The 21,895-nt window shown below is 55.7% G+C and carries 24 protein-coding genes; 5 read left to right on the top strand and 19 right to left on the bottom strand.

The window, feature by feature from the left end; all coding sequences use genetic code 11:
• Positions 1-23 precede the first annotated feature (23 nt).
• The 3 genes from N5C28_RS12865 to N5C28_RS12875 all read right to left on the bottom strand — a co-directional run bounded on the left by N5C28_RS12865 (position 24) and on the right by N5C28_RS12875 (position 3,170).
• Positions 24-1,058, bottom strand: coding sequence for a histone deacetylase family protein (locus tag N5C28_RS12865; protein ID WP_279822775.1), 1,035 nt, complete (start codon positions 1,056-1,058; stop codon positions 24-26).
• Positions 1,059-1,287: 229 nt separating this feature from the next.
• Positions 1,288-2,280: an AraC family transcriptional regulator gene (locus tag N5C28_RS12870; RefSeq protein WP_279822777.1), complete on the bottom strand. Its 993-nt coding sequence runs from the start codon at positions 2,278-2,280 to the stop codon at positions 1,288-1,290.
• Positions 2,281-2,375: 95 nt separating this feature from the next.
• Positions 2,376-3,170, bottom strand: a complete 795-nt coding sequence (locus tag N5C28_RS12875; protein ID WP_279822779.1) for a hypothetical protein — start codon at positions 3,168-3,170, stop codon at positions 2,376-2,378.
• Positions 3,171-3,567: 397 nt separating this feature from the next.
• On the opposite strand from N5C28_RS12875, the gene purE reads away from it, so the two are divergent.
• The 5 genes from purE to N5C28_RS12900 all read left to right on the top strand — a co-directional run bounded on the left by purE (position 3,568) and on the right by N5C28_RS12900 (position 6,921).
• Positions 3,568-4,059, top strand: a complete 492-nt coding sequence (gene purE, locus N5C28_RS12880; RefSeq protein WP_279822781.1) for a 5-(carboxyamino)imidazole ribonucleotide mutase — start codon at positions 3,568-3,570, stop codon at positions 4,057-4,059.
• 35 nt (positions 4,060-4,094) lie between these two features.
• Positions 4,095-5,180 (top strand): 5-(carboxyamino)imidazole ribonucleotide synthase, encoded by a 1,086-nt coding sequence (locus N5C28_RS12885; protein WP_279822783.1) that lies wholly within the window; start codon positions 4,095-4,097, stop codon positions 5,178-5,180.
• 89 nt (positions 5,181-5,269) lie between these two features.
• Entirely contained in the window at positions 5,270-6,031 is a 762-nt protein-coding gene (locus N5C28_RS12890; protein ID WP_279822784.1) for a transporter substrate-binding domain-containing protein, read from the top strand.
• Positions 6,032-6,118: 87 nt separating this feature from the next.
• Positions 6,119-6,364 (top strand): GlsB/YeaQ/YmgE family stress response membrane protein, encoded by a 246-nt coding sequence (locus N5C28_RS12895; RefSeq protein ID WP_279822787.1) that lies wholly within the window; start codon positions 6,119-6,121, stop codon positions 6,362-6,364.
• 20 nt (positions 6,365-6,384) lie between these two features.
• Positions 6,385-6,921, top strand: coding sequence for a DUF3299 domain-containing protein (locus N5C28_RS12900; RefSeq protein WP_279822789.1), 537 nt, complete (start codon positions 6,385-6,387; stop codon positions 6,919-6,921).
• Here N5C28_RS12900 and N5C28_RS12905 read toward each other — a convergent pair.
• The 16 genes from N5C28_RS12905 to tssI form a co-directional block, all read right to left on the bottom strand.
• Positions 6,915-7,730: a hypothetical protein gene (locus N5C28_RS12905; protein ID WP_279822791.1), complete on the bottom strand. Its 816-nt coding sequence runs from the start codon at positions 7,728-7,730 to the stop codon at positions 6,915-6,917. The genes N5C28_RS12900 and N5C28_RS12905 overlap by 7 nt on opposite strands.
• A 37-nt stretch (positions 7,731-7,767) precedes the next feature.
• Positions 7,768-8,133: a hypothetical protein gene (locus N5C28_RS12910; RefSeq protein ID WP_279822793.1), complete on the bottom strand. Its 366-nt coding sequence runs from the start codon at positions 8,131-8,133 to the stop codon at positions 7,768-7,770.
• 16 nt (positions 8,134-8,149) lie between these two features.
• Complete coding sequence (locus tag N5C28_RS12915; RefSeq protein WP_279822794.1) at positions 8,150-9,235, bottom strand: tetratricopeptide repeat protein; 1,086 nt, start codon at positions 9,233-9,235, stop codon at positions 8,150-8,152.
• Positions 9,236-9,320: 85 nt separating this feature from the next.
• The gene (locus N5C28_RS12920; protein WP_279822796.1) at positions 9,321-9,908 is read right to left on the bottom strand and encodes a hypothetical protein; all 588 of its coding nucleotides are present in this window, start codon (positions 9,906-9,908) and stop codon (positions 9,321-9,323) included.
• A 359-nt stretch (positions 9,909-10,267) separates the two neighbouring features.
• Positions 10,268-10,690, bottom strand: a complete 423-nt coding sequence (locus tag N5C28_RS12925) for a hypothetical protein (RefSeq protein WP_279822798.1) — start codon at positions 10,688-10,690, stop codon at positions 10,268-10,270.
• Positions 10,691-10,737: 47 nt separating this feature from the next.
• Positions 10,738-11,883 (bottom strand): hypothetical protein, encoded by a 1,146-nt coding sequence (locus tag N5C28_RS12930; protein ID WP_279822799.1) that lies wholly within the window; start codon positions 11,881-11,883, stop codon positions 10,738-10,740.
• Complete coding sequence (locus tag N5C28_RS12935; RefSeq protein ID WP_279822801.1) at positions 11,777-12,448, bottom strand: hypothetical protein; 672 nt, start codon at positions 12,446-12,448, stop codon at positions 11,777-11,779. Before N5C28_RS12935 ends, N5C28_RS12930 begins: the two co-directional genes overlap by 107 nt.
• Before the next feature lie 368 nt (positions 12,449-12,816).
• The gene (locus N5C28_RS12940) at positions 12,817-13,335 is read right to left on the bottom strand and encodes a hypothetical protein (protein WP_279822803.1); all 519 of its coding nucleotides are present in this window, start codon (positions 13,333-13,335) and stop codon (positions 12,817-12,819) included.
• A 117-nt stretch (positions 13,336-13,452) separates the two neighbouring features.
• Positions 13,453-14,046 (bottom strand): DUF1311 domain-containing protein, encoded by a 594-nt coding sequence (locus N5C28_RS12945; RefSeq protein ID WP_279822805.1) that lies wholly within the window; start codon positions 14,044-14,046, stop codon positions 13,453-13,455.
• 25 nt (positions 14,047-14,071) lie between these two features.
• Positions 14,072-15,142 carry a hypothetical protein gene (locus N5C28_RS12950; RefSeq protein ID WP_279822807.1) on the bottom strand — a complete coding sequence of 357 codons (1,071 nt, stop codon included), beginning with the start codon at positions 15,140-15,142 and terminating at the stop codon, positions 14,072-14,074.
• On the bottom strand, positions 15,036-15,707 hold the full coding sequence (locus tag N5C28_RS12955; RefSeq protein WP_279822801.1) for a hypothetical protein: 672 nt from the start codon (positions 15,705-15,707) through the stop codon (positions 15,036-15,038). Before N5C28_RS12955 ends, N5C28_RS12950 begins: the two co-directional genes overlap by 107 nt.
• 368 nt (positions 15,708-16,075) lie before the next feature.
• Positions 16,076-16,594 (bottom strand): hypothetical protein, encoded by a 519-nt coding sequence (locus N5C28_RS12960; protein WP_279822803.1) that lies wholly within the window; start codon positions 16,592-16,594, stop codon positions 16,076-16,078.
• Positions 16,595-16,711: 117 nt separating this feature from the next.
• Positions 16,712-17,305, bottom strand: a complete 594-nt coding sequence (locus N5C28_RS12965; RefSeq protein ID WP_279822805.1) for a DUF1311 domain-containing protein — start codon at positions 17,303-17,305, stop codon at positions 16,712-16,714.
• A 25-nt stretch (positions 17,306-17,330) separates the two neighbouring features.
• Complete coding sequence (locus N5C28_RS23865; protein WP_279822807.1) at positions 17,331-18,401, bottom strand: hypothetical protein; 1,071 nt, start codon at positions 18,399-18,401, stop codon at positions 17,331-17,333.
• Positions 18,295-19,707 carry an SH3 domain-containing protein gene (locus tag N5C28_RS23870; protein ID WP_347881264.1) on the bottom strand — a complete coding sequence of 471 codons (1,413 nt, stop codon included), beginning with the start codon at positions 19,705-19,707 and terminating at the stop codon, positions 18,295-18,297. Before N5C28_RS23870 ends, N5C28_RS23865 begins: the two co-directional genes overlap by 107 nt.
• Positions 19,708-19,757: 50 nt before the next feature.
• On the bottom strand, positions 19,758-21,860 hold the full coding sequence (gene tssI / locus N5C28_RS12975) for a type VI secretion system tip protein TssI/VgrG (RefSeq protein ID WP_279822809.1): 2,103 nt from the start codon (positions 21,858-21,860) through the stop codon (positions 19,758-19,760).
• Between the last annotated feature and the right edge of the window lie 35 nt (positions 21,861-21,895).

The raw sequence follows: 21,895 nt of genomic DNA on the forward strand, positions 1-21,895 counted from the left end.
CTTGTTGGGAATGGCGCATGGGCTCAGGCCTGGCCGGCCAGGAATCCTTCCAGCACGTTCACTGCGTTGACGCCGATGGCCTCGACCGCATAGCCGCCTTCCATGACGAACAGGGTCGGCAGGCCGAGCGCGGCGATGCGCCGGCCCATCGTCAGGTAGTCGGGACTGTCCAGCTTGAACTGGGAAATCGGGTCTTCCATGTAGGTGTCCACCCCCAGCGAGACCACCACCACCTCGGCGCCGTGCTCGCCGATGCGCTGGCAAGCCTGTTCGAGGGCCGCGCTCCAGGCGTCCCAGTTGCTGCCCATGGGCAGCGGATAATTGAAGTTGCAGCCTTCGCCGGCGCCCTCGCCCAGCTCGTCGGCGTAACCGAGGAAGAACGGGAATTCCTCGGCGGGATCGCCATGGATGGAGGTGAACAGCACATCGCTGCGGCCATAGAAGATCGACTGGGTGCCGTTGCCGTGGTGGTAGTCGACGTCGAGGATGGCGACTTTGCGGCGCCCCTGGTCGATGAAGGCCTGGGCGGCGATGGCCGCGTTGTTCAGGTAGCAGTAGCCGCCCATCAGGTCGCCGGCCGCGTGGTGGCCAGGCGGGCGGCACAGGGCGAAGGCGCTGTGGGCGCCGGCGGCGATCTCGGCCTGAGCGCTCAGCGCGACCTGGGCCGCGCTGTAGGCCGCCTGCCAGGTGCCGGCGGTGATCGGCGCGCCGCCGTCGAAGCTGTAATAGCCCAGCCGTCCGTGCAGGTCGGTGGGAATCAGACGCCGCAGGGTGCGGGCCGGCCAGGTGAAGGGCAGCAGATCACCCTGGCCGCCCTGGCGTTGCCAGTGGTCCCAGGCGCCGGCGAAGAAATCCAGGTAGGCCCTGTCGTGCACGCGTTCGATGGGCGCTCGCCCGAAGTCGCGGGGCGGGCGAATCTCGCCGAGCTGGCGATCCTTGACCTGTTGCAGGATATGGTCGGCCCGCTGCGGCTTCTCGAAGCAGGGCATCAGTTGCCCGTCGATCAACTCGCACTTGCCGTGGTGCAGGTGGTGGTCGTCGCTGTAGTAGGTGAGCATGGGAGGCGGCTCCAGGCTTTTTGTTGTCCCTGCATTGTTCGCTTGCGGCGCCCCGCTGGAGAACGCTGGCAATGGCCAAAAGGGGATCGAAATGGCCAAAGTAAGCGGTGGTCTTGCCGGCCGGTCGCGGCTGAAGCCCCTCCCACAAGGATCCAAAACACGGCGCGGTCCGTAGGAGGCGCTTCAGCGGCGAGCTGTTGCAATCAATGCCGATAGTCCAGGCCGCCGGTCAGGCCCGAAAACGGCTGGGCGGCACGCCGCTCCAGCGCTGGAAGGCATGGCGGAAGCTGGCCGTCTCGCTGAAGCCAAGCAGCTCGGCGATGCGGTACACCGGCCATTCCTGTTGCCCGAGCAGCAATTTGGCGCGTTCGAAGCGCAGGTCATCGAGCAGCCCCTGGTAGCTGGTGCCCAGCTCCTGCAGGCGTCGGCGCAGGGTGCGTGGCGAGCAGTGCATCTGCTGCGCCAGGTTCTCCAGCCCCGGCGGCTCGGCGAGCTGCGCCGCGAGCAACTGACGCACCCGCTCCAGCCAGGCCTGGCGGCTGTTGAACTCGGCGTTCTGCCGGCGGCAGCGCTCGACCACCTCGCCATGGGTCACCGGATCGGCCAGTGGCAGGCGGCGCTCCAGCAGCGCGGCGGGAAAGGCGAAGGCGTTGCGCTCGGCCTCGAAGACCAGCTCGCAGGGAAAACTGCCGGTGTAGCCAGGTACATAGTCGGGCCGGGCGTACTGGAACTCGGCCCGCACCAGAGGCAGCGGCTGACCGAGCAACTCGTCGCCGATCAGCTTGAGCGAGGCCAGGCACATTTCGACGTTGAACACTTCCAGGGCCGCCGCGTCGCGGTAGCCGCTGGCGCAGACCCAGGCCAGTTCGTCCTCCACATGCAGTTCCAGGCGGAAATAGGTGCCCAGCAGTGCGGGGTAGCGAAACAGCAGGCGCCAGGCGTCACCAAAAGTGGCAGCCGACAGCGCGGCGTAACCGAGCAGACCGTAGGAGGACACGTGGAGCCGGCGGCCCAGCTCCAGGCCCAGGTCGGCCCGCAGGGCCAGGGCATTGGCGCAGACCTGCAGCTCCTGCACCCGGGTGATGCGCGTGTCGGCGTTGCCGAGATCGTCTGGTGCGATGCCGCTGCCGGCCAGCAGTCGAGGCACCGACGCGGGCTGGTCGTCGAAGCGTTGCAGGATCAGGGCAACCACGTGCAGCGTGGTCAGCGGGGCATGCGGCATGGTGCATTCCGGTTCGCGCAGACAGGCGAAAGAACGCAAGAAACATGCCGCGGCCGTGCGAGAAGGGCGGCGCTTGGCGACGCCCTGAGTAGAACTCAGCGATTACGCAGAACGGCGTTGATGAAGTCGCCCTGGTTGGCTTCATCCGCGTGGGTGGTGAACTGCAACTGGCCGTTCTGCTCGTGCAGTTTCATTTTCTCGCCGAAGCTGCATTCGACGCCCTTGATGCTCTTCGACTCGGCTTTGAACGCATCGGTGCTGCCGCACAGGTAGGCGAGCTGGTTGACCACTTCACCGCAGTAACTCGGCACGCTCAGGCCGATCAGGCTGTTGTCATCGATGGCGTCCCAGTTCACCGAAGTGGTCAGCGGGGTGCCGCAGGCCTCGGAGGCATCACGGTCCATCTTGCGCAGGCTGTCGGTGTAGGCCTCCAGGCGCTTCTTGCGATCGAAGGCGGCAAGGCGAGCCTGCAGGCCGGCCTTTTCCTGGCGTTGGTAGAGCGCCAGCAGGTCGCTCGATTTGAAGGCCTGGGTCTTGCTTTCGTTGAAGCTCAGGTCGTAGCCCGGGGTGTTCGGCAGGTTGAGCTGCAGGCTCTCGCCACCCCAGGCGCGGCGCTTGTTCAGCAGGTTGTAGTCGCGGCCATCGAGGCGGATGCCGTAGTCGCTCTGCTCGTTGCCCAGGTCATGCACCTGGGTGAGGAACACGACCTCGTCGAGGGGATGGTTGATGCCTTTGACCTGGACCAGTGCCTGCCTGCCGTCGGCGCTGGGGGCGAGGGTGAGGCTGACACCCTGGCCGGCGTCGAACACCTGCGGGTGTTTGGCCAGTTCCAGTGCGCTGGCCTGCAGGCTGAAGAGGGCGGTGGCGCAGAAAATAGCGAGGGGTTTCATGGTGACACGTCCTTGTATGGATGAAAGGCGCCCATTCTAGAGCGCTGCGCCAGCGCCTTCTGTGCGTCAGGTCGCCCCGGCGGCGTAAAGGGGTGGCAGTGCGCCGCTGCGCCAGTCAATCGGCGCTGGCCTGCTGTCCGTGGGAGGCGCTTCAGCGGCGAGCTGCCCCGCCCCAAACACCAACGGCCCCGCGCCCGGGCACTCTTTGCGCGCAAACCATCCGCCGCTGGACAAACGGTTGTGGCGCATGTTCGCCAGCCATGGCTTTGCGGTATACTGCGCGGCCTTTTGGCCGGTCCTGCCCGGCCCGAATTCGCACACAAGCCACGCCGGTCTACCCGCGTGGCTTGTTGGTTTTTGATGCGCCGACAGGCGCCCGACAGAAAGAGGCACGACGATGAGCGCACTGGTTGGCGTGATCATGGGCTCCAAGTCCGATTGGTCCACCCTTAGCCACACCGCCGAGATGCTGGACAAGCTGGGCATCCCCTACGAGGTCAAGGTGGTCTCCGCCCACCGCACCCCGGACTTGCTGTTCCAGTACGCCGAGCAGGCCGAAGGCCGCGGCATCCAGGTGATCATCGCCGGTGCCGGCGGCGCGGCGCACCTGCCGGGCATGTGCGCGGCCAAGACCCACCTGCCGGTGCTCGGTGTGCCGGTGCAATCGGCGGTGCTCTCGGGCGTCGACTCGCTGCTGTCCATCGTGCAGATGCCGGCGGGCATTCCGGTGGCCACCCTGGCGATCGGCAAGGCCGGTGCGATCAACGCGGCGTTGCTGGCGGCGAGCATCCTCGGCCACCAGCACCCGCAGTTCCACGCGGCGCTCAAGCAGTTCCGCCAGGACCAGACGGACACCGTGCTGGACAACCCGGATCCGCGCGAGGCCTGAGTGCCCGCGGCAGCTTTTTGAAAGGGGCTTCGCAGATGAAAATCGGTGTGATCGGTGGCGGCCAGCTGGGTCGCATGCTGGCTCTGGCGGGTACCCCGCTGGGGATGAACTTCGCCTTCCTGGACCCGGCGCCGGACGCCTGTGCCCAAGCCCTGGGCGAGCATATCCGCGCGGACTACGGTGACCAGGATCACTTGCGCCAGCTGGCCGATGAAGTCGATCTGGTGACCTTCGAGTTCGAAAGCGTGCCAGCGGAAACCGTAGCCTTCCTGTCCCAGTTCGTGCCGGTCTACCCGAGTGCCGATGCCCTGCGTATCGCCCGTGATCGCTGGTTCGAGAAATCGATGTTCAAGGACCTCGGCATCCCGACGCCCGAGTTCGCCGACATCCAGTCGCAAGCGGATCTCGACGCGGCGGTCGCCTCGATCGGTTTGCCTGCGGTGATGAAGACCCGCACCCTGGGTTACGACGGCAAGGGCCAGAAGGTCCTGCGCAAGCCCGAAGACGTGACTGGCGCCTTCGCCGAACTCGGCAGCGTGCCCTGCATCCTCGAAGGCTTCGTGCCGTTCAGCGGTGAAGTCTCGCTGGTGGCGGTGCGTGCCCGTGACGGCGAGACGCGCTTCTACCCGCTGGTGCACAACACCCATGACAGCGGCATCCTCAGCCTGTCCATCGCCAGCACCGACCACCCGCTGCAAGCCCTGGCCGAAGACTACGTGGGCCGGGTGCTGCAGAAGCTGGATTACGTGGGCGTCATGGCCTTCGAATTCTTCGAGGTGGACGGTGGCCTGAAGGCCAACGAAATCGCCCCGCGCGTGCACAACTCCGGACACTGGACCATCGAAGGCGCCGAGTGCAGCCAGTTCGAGAACCACCTGCGTGCCGTGGCCGGCCTGCCGCTGGGTTCGACCGCCAAGGTGGGGGAGAGCGCGATGCTCAACTTCATCGGCAGCGTGCCGCCTGTGGATAAAATCGTCGCGATTGCCGGCTGCCACCTGCACCACTACGGCAAGGCCTTCAAGGTCGGTCGCAAGGTCGGGCACGCCACGTTGCGTTGCGAGGACCGCGCGTCCCTGGATACGCAGATTGCCGCCGTTCAGACGCTGATCAGCCAGGGCTGACCCGGGCGGTCAGGCGATCCGGGCTCCCTGCGAGGGGCCCGGATGCTCTCCGAAATGTCAGCCTTACCGTCCCGCAGCAGTCGCGAGCCATGAAGCCCATCATCCTGCTGTGCCTGCTGGCCATCGTTCCTCTCTGCTATGCCGACCCGGTCCTGCGGGTCGATTACCGTGATCGTCCGCCTGAAATGCAGAGGCAGGATGGCAAGCCTGTCGGTCCGTTGATCACGGTGCTGGAGACCGCTGCCGAGCGCGTCGGGGTGAGCCTCGAATGGCGGCACGCGCCCTTCGTGCGCAGCCTGAATGACTTGCGTAACGGTCGCGTCGATCTCGTCCCACGCGTGGTCTACACCGCCGAGCGCAGGGACTACGTGCATTTTCTGCCGGCTATCGGTACCCAGCGTAAAAGTGTCCGCTTCGTCGTCATGCCGGGGCAAGAGCGCAGCATCCGGCACTACGGTGACCTGTACGGCAAAGTGGTGGGTGCCAAGCGGGGCACGGCTTATTTCGAGCGTTTCGACGGCGACGCGCGGCTCGACAAGAGCCTGGGGACCGACGATCACGTGCTGGCGAAGATGTTCCGCGCCGGTCGCCTCGATGCCCTGGCCGTGCTCGATGTCGAAGCCCTGGAGGCCCAATTCCAGCGCCTGGGCTTCACCGACTACCGTTACGCCGACTACACCCACGAGCAGACCATCGGCAATTACTTCGGTGCCTCGAAGGTCCTGTACCAGGGCGAGAAGAAGGCACTGTACGACCGCCTGGGTGACGCGCTGCGGCGCATGCGCGACGAGGGTGAAATCGTCCTGATCTACAACCGCCACGGGGTACCGGTGCCGAGCACCGAGGAGTAACCCGGCCTTCGGGCCGAACTGGCTGCCGCGTGACCGGTCAGAGAAGGAGGGCGCACCTCGCCTCGCCATCCAATCGGGAGAATCGCCATGGGTATTATCGGCACCCTTTTCATCGGCCTGATCGTTGGCCTCGTCGCACGCTTCCTCAAACCGGGTGATGACAGCATGGGCTGGATCATGACCATCCTGCTGGGTATCGGCGGCGCTTTCGCCGCCACCTATGGGGGCCAGGCGCTGGGCATCTATGACGCCGGTGAAGCCGCCGGATTCATTGGCGCGGTGATCGGTGCCATCGTTCTGCTGGTAATCTACGGGGCCATCAAGAAGCGTTGACCCCACCAGCGAGCCCGTTCATGCGTCATTTCATTCTGTCCCTGCTCCTGCTGAGCAGCCTGGCCCATGCCGAGCTGCCGGAAACCGACTGGCTGGAACTCATGCCGGAAGAAGACCGCCAGGCCCTCGAAGCCATGCCGGAAATCAGTCACGACACCCCGGAGCAGGACAGCGGTTTCTACAACCCCGGCGGCCTGCGGCAGCAGGACAGCGACCTGCCGGCGGTCATGTACTCCACCAAGACCGTGCCCGGGCTGGACGGCAAGGCCATCCGCCTGGGGGGCTACCCGGTACCGCTGGAAACCGACAACGCCGGGCGCAGCACCCTGTTCTTCCTGGTGCCCTACCCGGGCGCCTGCATCCACGTCCCGCCACCGCCGCCTAACCAGCTGGTGCTGGTGCGTTACCCCAAGGGCATTGAGCTGCAGGACATCTACGCCCCGCTCTGGGTCGATGGCACGCTCAAGGTCGAACAGGTCAGCAACGACCTGGCGGATTCGGCCTATGCCATGGACGCGGGGGAGGTGCGATTGGTGACGGACGAGGATCTCTACTGAGGGCGCTCATCGTCGCAGAGCGTTGTATCGTCGCAGCGTAGCCAGCCCTCGATGGGCTTACCTTTTGCCGTGGTGTATCGAATCCTGTACCAGTAGGTATCGTCATCCGACGTGGCATCGGTAAGGACAACTTCATCGCCGCTGATCAAATACATTCTGGTCGGCTGATCGATGCGGGGTTCGCGGTAAAGCACGGCCTTTTTCGACAGGACGGTTGTCGAGACTGGTTTGCGAAGCCGATGGTCGAGATTGTTCGTGACGAGCAGGGTGTCTGTCCTGGCATCGTCCTGGTAACGGGTGCGCTTGATCGTGTCGCAGCCGACACAACTATCGGAATAGGCCAGGATGAGATCGTTGTTTTTTATCTGGTATATGTCTTCATGCCACATTGCACCGCTCCGGTAGCGGCTAATGACGTGGCCGTGCGCGATAACGTAATTGCACAGCTGACGTGACGAATCGCCCAAAGGGTGAAGCGTGCCGAGTGCATTGTCATATCGATAGACCCGGGTGCATGCATTCACACTGCCTTCTGCCCGGTGCGTCAGGATGATTTCCGGCGTTCCATCCAGTGTCAGGTCGTCTACTGAAACCTGGTCATACCCGTCCCGCATTGCCTCCAGCATATCGCCCGGTGGTGTGAGGGTCGTGCAGCGCTCGGCTTGGCAGGCGGTGATTGAAAGCGCAGGCCAGGCACCTTCAACCAGCAGCGTCGTAGGCGCAGCGATGGCGCTGCTGGCGGTGATAAAGGTGGCGCCCAGTAGGGAAAAGAAGACGGGTTTCAGACCGGCAGGCTTCAGTTTTTCCATGGCGTATGGGCCTATCCCTATTGAAGAATCCATGCCTCTATCGCCAGTCTGAGACAGCGTCCTTGGCAGTCTCACACTCGCTGTGTGCTTTGCTTGCTGGCATGCGAAAGAGTCTTTTCAAGACAACGAACATCAGGAGCGTCAGGCCAAGCGTTATAAACAACCCATCGGGCCAGCGATAGGGATCGTCGAACAACAGGCCCGTACTGATGACCGCCCACACCAGGCACAGCCGCGCGATGACGGAAAGGCGCGTGAGGAAGGGAATGACCGCCGCCACGACGAAGCCCGCAGCGCTTCCGACAAGCGCCGTGGCATCCGTCGGGACCGTGATGCCAATAAGGAGCCCTGGCATCAGTAGACCGGAAACGATCGCCCAGGCGATTTTCAGCTTGTAGAGCATAGGAACATGCTGCGTTTTACTTCCTTGAAATGACGCGCTCCGGGATTCTTGCCTGCTTGCCGGTGGAGATCATCTTTTCGTGATACTGGCCGTAGGCGTTGCGCGCGGCGTCTTTCTGGTCCAGTGCCCAATAGGCATCCGCCAGGTTCAGGTAGGCGACGACCCTGTCCGGGTGCTTGCGGGTGATGTGTTCCAGCAGGGCGGCGGCTTCCTGGTAATAGCCGGCCTGCTCGAACAGGAATCCAAGGTCGTTGGACCAGCCGACTTTTCCTGGAAAGTAGTATTTCTCGACGATATAGCTGGCCGGGTCGCATGCGCCCTCGTCATCGCTCGCCATGAAGTAGCTGGCGAGGGTCTTCAGCTCTTCACGGTTGCCGGCCTTGTAGGCCTTCAGCGCAGCGTCGAAATTGCGGGATGCCGTCTCCGGCATCAGCTTTTCCGCGGCAAGCCCCGCTGTCTGGTGCTTGAGGCGCAGATCCTTCAGCGCGCCGAATGCGCGGGTGCCATCGAAGTCGGCGAGCGAGGCAAAACCAAGGGTTTTCCCGTCGATGGCGTAGGTACTCAGGAGCGACTGGTCACAGGCGGTGTTGTTTTCATTCAGCAGGATCTGGGTCAGGTCGAAGGCCTTCGAGGCACCGTCGTATCTGAACGTCAGGTTGAAGTTGTAGGCGCCGTTGCCGTCTTCCCGGGTGACGAGCATCAGGTAATCGCCCGCCTGGGCCGAGGACAAGAGCAGGGTGTGGCGCTCACCCTGCAGGTCGGTAACCGCTACCTTTCCTCGGTTTTCGGCCACCAGGTCCGCCATGAAGCCATCGTAGCTGTGGGGTGAGTAGGCATTCTCGATGCGGGGCAAGGCCTTGTCCGTATCCACCACTGTCGTGCCCGCACGGTCGATGATCTGCAGGCGCTGTGGTTGCGCGCCTGAACCGTCCACGAGACGCAGCTCCGCGAGTGCAGATAAGCCTTCGGGTTTGATCGTTTCGGCGGTCGCCACGGCGCTGGACAGCAGCAGAATGAAGGTCAGCGAAGGCAGCAAGCGGGCGTTATCGAGCGGCATTGTCCGTACTTCGTAGGCAGTCAACGACTCTTCCTCTTCATCCATGCGAAGGTTGCAGCCCCCGCTACGGTGCTTGATGTGCTCGACGGGTCCATCGCGACAATCAGTCTACAAAACGATCTTACCGGTGTCAGAGGCCGCACGCTGTGCCAAAGGTCTTGTAAAAAACGGTCTGGCCTGCGGACTGGAAGGTGAAATCAACGTATCGGTCATCTGACTCGTTATATTCAGACTGATTGAACTGATTGACCGTGGCTAACCTGGCGCTCATGCCCTCGAAGGCATAGAGGGTTCTCGTTTCGTTGATGTCGCGCTGTTGCAGCTCCAGGGCGAATCCGTCGAGTTTGACGAACAGCACGTTATCGATCTCGACGGCAATCGGTTTGGCCTCGCCCAGCGTCCGATATTGCCCGTCGACCGGAACCAGCACGCAGCGGTAATTCTCGATGCCGCCACCCTCTTGGTATTGAGACACGGCTTCTTGGTAGGTGATGGGCTCCAACTCGAAAGCGGCACAGCCCATGAGATACCCCAAGGACAATATCAATGCGAGCGCCTGGCCGGTCCTGTGTCGTGCCAAGAGGATTTGTTTACGGGTGTTGATACGGAACGGGTGGGTTGAGGCCAACGTGCTATCGGCCGCTGCCGGTATGTCCAAATGCTGGGGACATGGGCGGTACGCTGCGATTCGAGGTTGAACGTTACGTTTGTTCGGCATGCGTTGGGCTCTTCCATTCTGAGCGGGTAGTTGGCTTGAGCGAATCACAAGCGGCCACCTTACCTGTCTATAAAACGATCAAGCCATCGTGTTGGAAGGCGGCAATCAATGTTCATACCTAGGGCTGGGATTACCGTCTTTGTCGGCGAACAAATTCCAACCGCCACCAGCAGGTTGTGCTGGGTGTGCTACTGCCTTCTACAGGGGATTGGACCTGAGGCTTGTTTGCCGCTGGCAGGCCATCCAGCAATGCTTGAGGGCTGGGGCTGCTGCAGACCGTGTTGATTAAGGCGAACCCAGTAGAAAAGATTCCCGCATGAGACGTAAATTTTATTGTAAGGCTGTAAATATCTTTTGGGTTACTCTAGGTCTAATAAGCTTCCCTGTTCACTGTCTGGGGTGCAAGCTATATAGGATAAATATTTGGAGTTCTTTTTTATTAGCACTCCATGCTTGGGCGTCTGTGTGTCTTGTACTCTATTTATTGTTGATTTTACTATGTAGGTATAAGTTCCATTTGGAAAGGATATGGAGTTTGATAGTTCATTTCCGGATAAATCATTTATAGATATTTTTACATTGCTTATGGATTTCGTTAGCGTGAGTTCTGGTAACTGATTGCTCTGGCCGAAAGAGTAGGTGAATGTAGTTCCGTTTTTATAAATGGCAATGTTCTTTTTTGTTTCTGTTGTGCAGGAAAATATGGGATTTTGAAGTTCTGAGCTTTGTGCTGTTTGAAATGCTTGAGCGGTAAGTAGTAAGAAGAAGTAGATATATTTCATGAAAATTTCCCGAGCCATGAGTTAAAAATCATAAGCAGCGAAGAATGTCATTCTAGTGATTGTGTGCGCCATAGTCTTTCGAAGTGGGCTCTTCTTTCTGGATAACTTTCGGTGTCTTTATTGACCACTTCTGTTATAAAGTCTACAGTCTTTGGCTCGGCGCCTTTGTCAGCAAGTTCGTACAATTTTTTTGATACCCAAAAATTTGCAGCAGACCTAGCGGCGTATTTCATTTCTAATAATAAATCTGGTGTTTCTAAGAAGTCTACGTCGTCGTTAGGCCAATGTCCTATGAATTTGTTATGCCATTTTGTAAAAGCGTCATAATTATATCTTCCTGTTAAATGTTTTAAACCGCGCCCTCTGTAACGCCAGCCGTCTCCTGTAGCGTAGTCGCCGTTGCCTAAGTCTGCTCGACCGCCATATGCGCCGTTAGCAATAACTTCAAAGTCATCTTGAGTCATTCTAGTTCCATCGGCTTTTATTCCGCGCTGGGTTTCATACCCGTGTTTGTTAGCCATTTCCGGATTTCTTCTGAAATATCTGAAGGTATCTATTAAGGACGCGGATTTCCACATAAATCCTTCTTCGACACTTAGTTTTGGGCCGGTTTCCTGCGCTATCTGTGCGAAGAAATGCGTGCGTCGTAGTGGGGTGTCTAGTTTGTAAAGATTCAGATGTCTATTGAGCTCGTCTGCTATCTCAAGCAAATCATTGTGTCTGCTGGGACTGATTTCTGGATAAATTGCTTTCATCATGTCTAATGTAAATATGAAAGACATTTCATGTCTAAAGTTTCCTATTAGCCATGCTGGCTGCAAATGCCAAGCTTTCCCGCCCGAGCCAATCCCATGCTTTCCTGCCAGATTGCGCCACCAACTCAGCTTTTCAATTCGCTGCTTCTCTACGTCCCAACTCTGATTTTTCTGGCCGTTTTCATCCGCCAGCAATGGATCAAGTTCATCCCATTTGGCCTTGTTCCAGAACCACTCGCTTTCGTACTTAACGCTCAGTTGCCCAAGTACTTGAGCATGCCACGGCTTTGCTAAGGCTTCCTCCATTTCCTTGCTAGTCAGTACGCCATCGTTATCGGTATCGACGATATCGTAGAGTCGCGCTAGGGCTACGATAGGGCCACCATCGGCCTTGCTGATCTGGGCGCGATAGTTCTGCTTTTCTTCTGCACTCAGCATACCCTTGGCGTTGAAGTTGTAGGCCAGTTTCCAAGGGCGTCCCGGTATCTTCCACCCATTGAAAATCCTGCCATTCCCAAGGGCTATGCCGAGTAGTGATCAGGTCTTGTTCGGCGAGCCAGCCATTGATGGGATTACCGTCTTTGTCAGCAAGCAAATTGTCCAACCGCCACCAGTAGGTTGTGCTGGGCGTGGTGCTGCCTTCTACAGGGGATTTGACCTGAATCTTGTTTGCTGCTGGCAGGCCATCCAGAAGTGCTTGAGGAATGATCAGGTCTACACCAACCTCACGACCTGCATCACTGAGCTTGGGCGGATTTTCGGCGGTGATATCGTCCCGATGCGTGATCAGCTTACTGGCGCCTTTGTGGACCTTGAGCAACGTTTTCTGATCATCAGGTAGCTGATTTGCCCATGCGCGGCTCTGGGCAATGAAGCCGGGCACATCTTCACAGCTGAAGACCTCAAGGTGTACCAGTGGATGAGCAGCCTCGCCGTGGTTTTGATAGACGCCAGGGTGCCCGATCAGCTCACCAGCTTTGATCTCGATTCCCTCACTCAGCACACCACCTGATTTTGGCCTTTAGGTTCACTCTGTGCTTTTAGATACTTAGAGGACGCATAACCTGGAAGATCACCTTCGCCATCTGCTGCGAGGGCCGGGCTGGCTGTACCGCTGATGATGCTGACGAGTTTGACGTACCCTCATTCAGTTGGAACTACCGTAATTTCTGCACCTTTGGTTAGTTCGGACAACCTGGTGGAGTTGGTGCTGGCATTAAACGGATGTTTGGCCGGTTAAAATAAATTCGCAAGATAGGCACCCGCTACGACAAAATGTCTAGGAACTTTGCAGCTATGGCCACCCGGGCCTGCAGCCTGCATTGTATGCGGCAGTGCTTTTTGCAGAACCTGGGCAACCGGGACGATTCACTATTTAGCGCAGCCTAGTGCATTTTCGTCATCACACTTCAAAGTTGAAAAAAGGGGGGTGATATTGTCGATTATTTTCTGTTCACACCCGATGTCTATTTCTTCAGTTGGATTTATTAAGGGGGTGACAACAATGCCTGATCGTTCCATTGGGTCTAAATTCGCATCATAGTTGCTGTAGATTTCATATTTATAGCCGCCCCTAATAAAGCTTATTCTGGAATAGTCAGTTCCATATCGGGCGTAGTGATTAAATCGAAAGGGCTCAAAACCATTTATTTGGGATGAGCTTTGGGTGAGTTCTAGATTGCTCGGGCTTCCAAAATAATATGTTAAAGATGAAATCTCACCATCTGCACTGTTCCCGCAAAGGCTGATTGTTTTTAGTCTCTTAGTGACGCAAGAAAAATAGACCTCATCGTCGTCACGGCAGAGAGTCAGGGAACCAGGTAAGGGGTTGCCATATGCTGAAGCTTTAAATGAAATAAGAACAAGACTAGCGACTGTTAAGTAGTTCATGGTTTTCCTTCGTTCTTACATCGTAAAAACGTAGTAAGTCTGCCCTCTATTACGGTCATCAGCTTTGGCGAAAAAAATGATTTGTACATTTAAAATAAAATCCTTAACTTAAGAAGGTTAGTTGTTGGCCGTCGGTTGATCAAAAAAAGCAAGCCTGGCAAGACAGCTAGACGTTCCCTCCTTAAATAGGAGCTCGTTCAATTTGCAACTTTCATCTGCATACCTCAACCAGTTCTCATTCTTTCTTGCAAGGTTGATTAATTCTTGGTTTAGTTTTTTCACGTCATCTTGGTAGAATTTTCTTGCTATATATTTCTTTGATTTGTTGTAGGGGTGATTTGTGCCGCCATTAAGTATTGTTTCAATTTCAATTACTCGGCTTTCTGTGATGTCTGTTTCACAATGTTTTTTCTCGGCATAAGCTTCATTCCCTGCGTAGCTTCCATCTGAATATTTTCCCTCAGAATCAGGCTGGTATATCTGGCATGTTGTATCTCTATAGGAAATCCAAGATTTTTGGGATCTTATCAAAATTTCTTTTAAGTTGGGTTGTAATGATGTCAAGAGTTCCTTGTATTTATCATTAAGTTTTTTGTCGGACCTATTTAATAGATGGTCAGCGCACCTGTTAATGTCTGCAGTGGCAATGCTATTGCAAAATTCAGGAGTGGCAGCATATGCATTGTTCCAATAAAGGAGTAAGAAATTCATGCTAATAAAAATTATATATTTCATATCAATCCCAGCACTTGCATTCCATAGAACTCTCAAAATATACGGCCTCTCTTTCACGCCTGATCGCAACGCCTCTATTAGTGGCGTCAGTCCAGAGTCTTTTCATGCTTCTAATTCGACCTGGTATTAAGTGAATGTTGCCAAGATCAAAGTCGTCTCGTATTTCAGTCATCTCTTTTCTAGATTCAACGCTTGGGCGGGTAAAAGAATTTCCCCGATTTATAACCAATGACAAAAGCGCACCTTGGCAGTCTGGATGCAAATTAATTGCTTGTGGATATACGTCGACAACTTGTTGCGCGTATCGCTTCTTCATTGTTACTGCCAGTTTCATAGCGTTATCTTGGCTAATTGATATGTGCATGACATGAGAGAGATGGTTTCTGGCGGCAGCCCCCTTCAAGCCCTGAGCTGTCTTTAGAATGCTAATTTCTGCAGGCGTATATATGTCTGAAAGTTCTCTGTCTATAGCCCCTGCTGTTTGATGCCCAAGATCATACCCATATCCGATGGTTATTCCACTTGATTCATCAGGAAGAGCGTATGGGAATTCACGGTAGCTTTCAGTCTCCAAAATATACTCAAATAATTTTTTCGATACAGTAAATATACCTACAGTGGTATCCATTTGATATGTATCTACTTTGCATTTCGGAGGGCAGTTTTTAGTGAGATGCACCAGCATCAATGCAGCTTGGAAATGCCAAGCTTTGCCTTCTCCACTAATCCCATGCTTTAATGCCAGTTCACGCCACCAGCTCAGCTTTTCAATTCGCTGCTTCTCTACTTCCCAACTCTGATGTTTCTGGCCGTTCTCATCCGCCAATAATGGATCAAGTTCGTCCCATTTCGCCTTATTCCAATGCCACTCGCTTTCGTACTTAACGATCAGTTGCCCAAGTACTTGAGCATGCCACGGCTTTGCTAAGGCTGCCCGCATTTCCCTGCTAGTCAGTACGCCATCGTTATCGGTATCGACGATATCGTAGAGTCGCGCTAGGGCTACGATAGGGCCACCATCGGCCTTGCTGATCTGGGCGCGATAGTTCTGCTTTTCTTCTGCACTCAGCATACCCTTGGCGTTGAAGTTGTAGGCCAGTTTCCAAGGGCGTCCCGGTATCTTCCACCCATTGAAAATCCTGCCATTCCCAAGGGCTATGCCGAGTAGTGATCAGGTCTTGTTCGGCGAGCCAGCCATTGATGGGATTACCGTCTTTGTCAGCAAGCAAATTGTCCAACCGCCACCAGTAGGTTGTGCTGGGCGTGGTGCTGCCTTCTACAGGGGATTTGACCTGAATCTTGTTTGCTGCTGGCAGGCCATCCAGAAGTGCTTGAGGAATGATCAGGTCTACACCAACCTCACGACCTGCATCACTGAGCTTGGGCGGATTTTCGGCGGTGATATCGTCCCGATGCGTGATCAGCTTACTGGCGCCTTTGTGGACCTTGAGCAACGTTTTCTGATCATCAGGTAGCTGATTTGCCCATGCGCGGCTCTGGGCAATGAAGCCGGGCACATCTTCACAGCTGAAGACCTCAAGGTGTACCAGTGGATGAGCAGCCTCGCCGTGGTTTTGATAGACGCCAGGGTGCCCGATCAGCTCACCAGCTTTGATCTCGATTCCCTCACTCAGCACACCACCTGATTTTGGCCTTTAGGTTCACTCTGTGCTTTTAGATACTTAGAGGACGCATAACCTGGAAGATCACCTTCGCCATCTGCTGCGAGGGCCGGGCTGGCTGTACCGCTGATGATGCTGACGAGTTTGACGTACCCTCATTCAGTTGGAACTACCGTAATTTCTGCACCTTTGGTTAGTTCGGACAACCTGGTGGAGTTGGTGCTGGCATTAAACGGATGTTTGGCCGGTTAAAATAAATTCGCAAGATAGGCACCCGCTACGACAAAATGTCTAGGAACTTTGCAGCTATGGCCACCCGGGCCTGCAGCCTGCATTGTATGCGGCAGTGCTTTTTGCAGAACCTGGGCAACCGGGACGATTCACTATTTAGCGCAGCCTAGTGCATTTTCGTCATCACACTTCAAAGTTGAAAAAAGGGGGGTGATATTGTCGATTATTTTCTGTTCACACCCGATGTCTATTTCTTCAGTTGGATTTATTAAGGGGGTGACAACAATGCCTGATCGTTCCATTGGGTCTAAATTCGCATCATAGTTGCTGTAGATTTCATATTTATAGCCGCCCCTAATAAAGCTTATTCTGGAATAGTCAGTTCCATATCGGGCGTAGTGATTAAATCGAAAGGGCTCAAAACCATTTATTTGGGATGAGCTTTGGGTGAGTTCTAGATTGCTCGGGCTTCCAAAATAATATGTTAAAGATGAAATCTCACCATCTGCACTGTTCCCGCAAAGGCTGATTGTTTTTAGTCTCTTAGTGACGCAAGAAAAATAGACCTCATCGTCGTCACGGCAGAGAGTCAGGGAACCAGGTAAGGGGTTGCCATATGCTGAAGCTTTAAATGAAATAAGAACAAGACTAGCGACTGTTAAGTAGTTCATGGTTTTCCTTCGTTCTTACATCGTAAAAACGTAGTAAGTCTGCCCTCTATTACGGTCATCAGCTTTGGCGAAAAAAATGATTTGTACATTTAAAATAAAATCCTTAACTTAAGAAGGTTAGTTGTTGGCCGTCGGTTGATCAAAAAAAGCAAGCCTGGCAAGACAGCTAGACGTTCCCTCCTTAAATAGGAGCTCGTTCAATTTGCAACTTTCATCTGCATACCTCAACCAGTTCTCATTCTTTCTTGCAAGGTTGATTAATTCTTGGTTTAGTTTTTTCACGTCATCTTGGTAGAATTTTCTTGCTATATATTTCTTTGATTTGTTGTAGGGGTGATTTGTGCCGCCATTAAGTATTGTTTCAATTTCAATTACTCGGCTTTCTGTGATGTCTGTTTCACAATGTTTTTTCTCGGCATAAGCTTCATTCCCTGCGTAGCTTCCATCTGAATATTTTCCCTCAGAATCAGGCTGGTATATCTGGCATGTTGTATCTCTATAGGAAATCCAAGATTTTTGGGATCTTATCAAAATTTCTTTTAAGTTGGGTTGTAATGATGTCAAGAGTTCCTTGTATTTATCATTAAGTTTTTTGTCGGACCTATTTAATAGATGGTCAGCGCACCTGTTAATGTCTGCAGTGGCAATGCTATTGCAAAATTCAGGAGTGGCAGCATATGCATTGTTCCAATAAAGGAGTAAGAAATTCATGCTAATAAAAATTATATATTTCATATCAATCCCAGCACTTGCATTCCATAGAACTCTCAAAATATACGGCCTCTCTTTCACGCCTGATCGCAACGCCTCTATTAGTGGCGTCAGTCCAGAGTCTTTTCATGCTTCTAATTCGACCTGGTATTAAGTGAATGTTGCCAAGATCAAAGTCGTCTCGTATTTCAGTCATCTCTTTTCTAGATTCAACGCTTGGGCGGGTAAAAGAATTTCCCCGATTTATAACCAATGACAAAAGCGCACCTTGGCAGTCTGGATGCAAATTAATTGCTTGTGGATATACGTCGACAACTTGTTGCGCGTATCGCTTCTTCATTGTTACTGCCAGTTTCATAGCGTTATCTTGGCTAATTGATATGTGCATGACATGAGAGAGATGGTTTCTGGCGGCAGCCCCCTTCAAGCCCTGAGCTGTCTTTAGAATGCTAATTTCTGCAGGCGTATATATGTCTGAAAGTTCTCTGTCTATAGCCCCTGCTGTTTGATGCCCAAGATCATACCCATATCCGATGGTTATTCCACTTGATTCATCAGGAAGAGCGTATGGGAATTCACGGTAGCTTTCAGTCTCCAAAATATACTCAAATAATTTTTTCGATACAGTAAATATACCTACAGTGGTATCCATTTGATATGTATCTACTTTGCATTTCGGAGGGCAGTTTTTAGTGAGATGCACCAGCATCAATGCAGCTTGGAAATGCCAAGCTTTGCCTTCTCCACTAATCCCATGCTTTAATGCCAGTTCACGCCACCAGCTCAGCTTTTCAATTCGCTGCTTCTCTACTTCCCAACTCTGATGTTTCTGGCCGTTCTCATCCGCCAATAATGGATCAAGTTCGTCCCATTTCGCCTTATTCCAATGCCACTCGCTTTCGTACTTAACGATCAGTTGCCCAAGTACTTGAGCATGCCACGGCTTTGCTAAGGCTGCCCGCATTTCCCTGCTAGTCAGTACGCCATCGTTATCGGTATCGACGATATCGTAGAGTCGCGCTAGGGCTACGATAGGGCCACCATCGGCCTTGCTGATCTGGGCGCGATAGTTCTGCTTTTCTTCTGCACTCAGCATACCCTTGGCGTTGAAGTTGTAGGCCAGTTTCCAAGGGCGTCCCGGTATCTTCCACCCATTGAAAATCCTGCCATTCCCAAGGGCTATGCCGAGTAGTGATCAGGTCTTGTTCGGCGAGCCAGCCATTGATGGGATTACCGTCTTTGTCAGCAAGCAAATTGTCCAACCGCCACCAGTAGGTTGTGCTGGGCGTGGTGCTGCCTTCTACAGGGGATTTGACCTGAATCTTGTTTGCTGCTGGCAGGCCATCCAGAAGTGCTTGAGGAATGATCAGGTCTACACCAACCTCACGACCTGCATCACTGAGCTTGGGCGGATTTTCGGCGGTGATATCGTCCCGATGCGTGATCAGCTTACTGGCGCCTTTGTGGACCTTGAGCAACGTTTTCTGATCATCAGGTAGCTGATTTGCCCATGCGCGGCTCTGGGCAATGAAGCCGGGCACATCTTCACAGCTGAAGACCTCAAGGTGTACCAGTGGATGAGCAGCCTCGCCGTGGTTTTGATAGACGCCAGGGTGCCCGATCAGCTCACCAGCTTTGATCTCGATTCCCTCACTCAGCACGATCACTTGATCCGGGCCCTTGGGTTCACTTTTGGCTTTAAGAAGCTTAGAGGAAACATAACCCGGAAGATTGCCTTCGCTATCTGCTGTGAGGGTCGTGCTGGTTGTCCCACTGATGACGCTGACGAGTTTGACGAACTCACCTTCCGCGGCGCTCACCGTGATTTCTGCACCTTTGGAGAGTTCGGACAATCTGGCGGAGTTGGTACTGGGACTCGCACGGACGCCGAGGCCGCCGCTTTGGGTATTAACGATGTAACTCTGGGCTTCCCAGAACGCCGGTCGTGGCAGATCTGGTTTGGCCTGATAGCCAGCCCAATCCTGCAAATGCATGTACAAGCTGTAGAAGGTCAGCTTCGGCGGCTCTTGCTCAGCGGCCGTATCGCCTGCGGCTTTTTTAGGCTGAGGCGGCCGGAGCGTATGTTTGACTAGAACGAACCCGGTGGAGAAGGGCGCTGACGTGATGCGGGGAATTTCATCGGTAAATTCGCTGATCGGGTATTTGTCATCGATCCGATAGGCAATCACTTCACCGTCTGCAATGCAGCGGACGCTGGACTGATCAAATACCGCTGCGGTGCCTTCATCGAAATGCACGCCGCCGTGCCACAAACCATTCTCTCCGGTTGGGTAGTAGCCACTCTTGGCCTTGGCCATCTGTGTCAGAAGCTGCAGCGAATTGGCATTCGTTTCCTTGCTCGGGAACGGATAGGCCCAGTTGATCGGTTTGTTGTCTGCCATGGTGATAGTCCTTGTTCACGGGCGTGAAGATGGCTCGTGCTTGATCCCTGTTAACCGGAGAAATTCAGCGTGCGTTTAGGTTTTGCCTTGGGCGTCAGCGAATTACCTAAGGCCTGCTCCAACAGACTCCCCGCCTTGTCGCTATCCGCCGCCCCCGGCAGCACCGGTGGCTTGATGCCGATCCCCGAGCCTTTGCCCGGCGAGCCGCCGGCGTTGATCCTGGCCTGGGGGCCGCTGATGGTGATGCCGCCCGGGTCGAGTTTGATGAAGCTGCCGCCGGCCTTGAGGGTCAGTTCGGTACCGGCTTCGATGACCATCTTCTGCCCGGCCTTGAGGTGAATTTCGCGGCCAGCCTTGGTCAGCTGGGCGGTACCCAGCTTGATGTGCTGGTCGGTGGCCACGGTCAGGTGGTCCTGCGGCTTCACTTCGACCTTGCGCTCGGCGGTGACGGTCAGGTGTTCCTCGGCCAGCAGCTCGGTGTAGCTGTTGGCTTCGACGGTGTCGTGGCGTTCGTGGCCGACGCGGATCTTTTGGTCGTTTTCGATGTTCTCGTCCCAGTCGCGCTGGGCGTGGATGTAGATCTGCTCGGCACCCTTGCGGTCTTCGATGCGCAGTTCGTTGTAGCCGCCACCGCCGGGACTGCTGAGGGTCTTGAACACACTACGGGTCTTGTTCGCGGGCAGGTCGTAGGGCACCACGTGTTCGGCGTGGTACAGGCAACCGGTCACCAGCGGTTGGTCGGGATCGCCTTCGAGGAAAGTGACCAGTACCTCCATGCCGATGCGCGGGATGGTGATCGCGCCATAGCGGTCGCCGGCCCAGCTGCTGGATACGCGCAGCCAGCAACTGGTCTTTTCATCGGCCTGGCCTTCGCGGTCCCAGAAGAACTGCACTTTGATCCGGCCGTATTCGTCGCAATGGATTTCTTCGCCGGCAGGGCCGGTGACCACGGCGGTCTGGCTGCCCAGCACCCGCGGCCTGGGGTGGGTCAGGGCCGGTCGATAGGGTACTTCCCAGGGCGTGGCGAGGAAGCGGTTGCGATAGCCCTGCTGGAAGTCATCACCGTTGGTGGCCGGGCGTTCGCCGCCGAGGCCGGGAATGAGGGCGGACAGGCCCTTGCGAATCGACGAGGTGTTGGTGATCGACTCTTCCAGTACCTGAGGCTGCTTGCCTTCGTGCAGCACCTCGGTGAGCAGCCACAGGTCGTTCCACTCGCTGCGCGGGTGCTCGGAGATTTCCAGCAGGTGGCCGGTGACCAGTTGCGGCTGGTCGCTCTGCCCTTCGGCCAGGCGGTAATCGGCGCGGTGCCGTTCGAGGGCACGCTTGGACAGGTGCTTGCCGCGGGTACGGTCGGTGTAGCGGCCCGGGTAGTCGTAATCTTCCAGGTCCGGCAGGGACTGGTTTTCTTCCGGCTTTTCGCCCTGGTACGCGGCCTCCAGCAGCAGGCGCGGTTGTTCGAAATCGTAGTCGCGGCGGGTGATGCTGCGGGTGCGGGTTTCCAGGCGCAGCTTGAGGCGCTTGATCACCGGCTCGTCCGCGGTCATGCCGCTGTCCTGGATGTAGGCGGTGGGCCGGCCCAACTTGGCGAATACGCTCTGCTCGTCGCCGAACACCAGCACGTGGCCCTCGGCGCTGTGCTGGAAGTGGTAGTGAATGCCTTCTTCCTCGCACAGGCGCTGGATGAAGTGCAGGTCGGTCTCGTCGTACTGCACGCAGTAGTCGCGTTCGGGGTAGACGGTCGGACCGAACTGGAAGCGGTAGGCGCCCTCGACGATGCCGTGTTCTTCCAGGACCAGGGTGATGATCTGTTGCACGGTGAGGTGCTGGAAGATGCGCTGGTTGGTGCGGTGCGCCAGGTAGGCCAGTTGCGGGACGATGGCCAGGCGGTAGCGCGTGAGGCGCTTGCCGGACTCGCCCTGTTCGGCGCGATGGATCAGCCCGTGGATGCCGCTGCCGGACGGGCTCAGGGCCAGAAAGGTTTTCTGGTGCAGCAGCCCTTTCAGGTCGAGATCGGCCTTCTCGCTGATCAGCTCCACCTCGAACAGGTAGGGTTGGCTGACCGCTTCGCGGCCGGTGAATTCAAGCACTTGCAGGTCATGTTCCAGACCGTCGATGTTCAGGCTGAAGTGAGTTTCGTTGGCCGCATTAAACATGATCAACTCCTTGTCTCGAGGGCATCCATTTAGGG

This window comes from Pseudomonas sp. GD03944, assembly GCF_029839275.1.
In the GTDB taxonomy this organism is placed as follows: domain Bacteria; phylum Pseudomonadota; class Gammaproteobacteria; order Pseudomonadales; family Pseudomonadaceae; genus Aquipseudomonas.

Excerpts from the sequence above, each read along its gene's own strand:
- N5C28_RS12885 (WP_279822783.1), top strand. The coding sequence starts at position 4,095 with ATGAAAATCGGTGTGATCGGTGGCGGCCAGCTGGGTCGCATGCTGGCT.
- N5C28_RS12865 (WP_279822775.1), bottom strand. The coding sequence starts at position 1,058 with ATGCTCACCTACTACAGCGACGACCACCACCTGCACCACGGCAAGTGC.
- N5C28_RS12925 (WP_279822798.1), bottom strand. The coding sequence starts at position 10,690 with ATGAAATATATCTACTTCTTCTTACTACTTACCGCTCAAGCATTTCAA.
- tssI (WP_279822809.1), bottom strand. The coding sequence starts at position 21,860 with ATGTTTAATGCGGCCAACGAAACTCACTTCAGCCTGAACATCGACGGT.
- N5C28_RS12875 (WP_279822779.1), bottom strand. The coding sequence starts at position 3,170 with ATGAAACCCCTCGCTATTTTCTGCGCCACCGCCCTCTTCAGCCTGCAG.
- N5C28_RS12895 (WP_279822787.1), top strand. The coding sequence starts at position 6,119 with ATGGGTATTATCGGCACCCTTTTCATCGGCCTGATCGTTGGCCTCGTC.
- N5C28_RS12890 (WP_279822784.1), top strand. The coding sequence starts at position 5,270 with ATGAAGCCCATCATCCTGCTGTGCCTGCTGGCCATCGTTCCTCTCTGC.
- N5C28_RS12940 (WP_279822803.1), bottom strand. The coding sequence starts at position 13,335 with ATGAACTACTTAACAGTCGCTAGTCTTGTTCTTATTTCATTTAAAGCT.
- N5C28_RS12960 (WP_279822803.1), bottom strand. The coding sequence starts at position 16,594 with ATGAACTACTTAACAGTCGCTAGTCTTGTTCTTATTTCATTTAAAGCT.
- N5C28_RS12930 (WP_279822799.1), bottom strand. The coding sequence starts at position 11,883 with ATGCTGAGTGCAGAAGAAAAGCAGAACTATCGCGCCCAGATCAGCAAG.
- N5C28_RS12945 (WP_279822805.1), bottom strand. The coding sequence starts at position 14,046 with ATGAATTTCTTACTCCTTTATTGGAACAATGCATATGCTGCCACTCCT.
- N5C28_RS12920 (WP_279822796.1), bottom strand. The coding sequence starts at position 9,908 with ATGCCGAACAAACGTAACGTTCAACCTCGAATCGCAGCGTACCGCCCA.
- N5C28_RS12900 (WP_279822789.1), top strand. The coding sequence starts at position 6,385 with ATGCGTCATTTCATTCTGTCCCTGCTCCTGCTGAGCAGCCTGGCCCAT.
- N5C28_RS12910 (WP_279822793.1), bottom strand. The coding sequence starts at position 8,133 with ATGCTCTACAAGCTGAAAATCGCCTGGGCGATCGTTTCCGGTCTACTG.
- N5C28_RS12905 (WP_279822791.1), bottom strand. The coding sequence starts at position 7,730 with ATGGAAAAACTGAAGCCTGCCGGTCTGAAACCCGTCTTCTTTTCCCTA.
- N5C28_RS23870 (WP_347881264.1), bottom strand. The coding sequence starts at position 19,707 with ATGGCAGACAACAAACCGATCAACTGGGCCTATCCGTTCCCGAGCAAG.
- N5C28_RS12965 (WP_279822805.1), bottom strand. The coding sequence starts at position 17,305 with ATGAATTTCTTACTCCTTTATTGGAACAATGCATATGCTGCCACTCCT.
- N5C28_RS12950 (WP_279822807.1), bottom strand. The coding sequence starts at position 15,142 with ATGCTGAGTGCAGAAGAAAAGCAGAACTATCGCGCCCAGATCAGCAAG.
- N5C28_RS12915 (WP_279822794.1), bottom strand. The coding sequence starts at position 9,235 with ATGGATGAAGAGGAAGAGTCGTTGACTGCCTACGAAGTACGGACAATG.
- purE (WP_279822781.1), top strand. The coding sequence starts at position 3,568 with ATGAGCGCACTGGTTGGCGTGATCATGGGCTCCAAGTCCGATTGGTCC.
- N5C28_RS12870 (WP_279822777.1), bottom strand. The coding sequence starts at position 2,280 with ATGCCGCATGCCCCGCTGACCACGCTGCACGTGGTTGCCCTGATCCTG.
- N5C28_RS23865 (WP_279822807.1), bottom strand. The coding sequence starts at position 18,401 with ATGCTGAGTGCAGAAGAAAAGCAGAACTATCGCGCCCAGATCAGCAAG.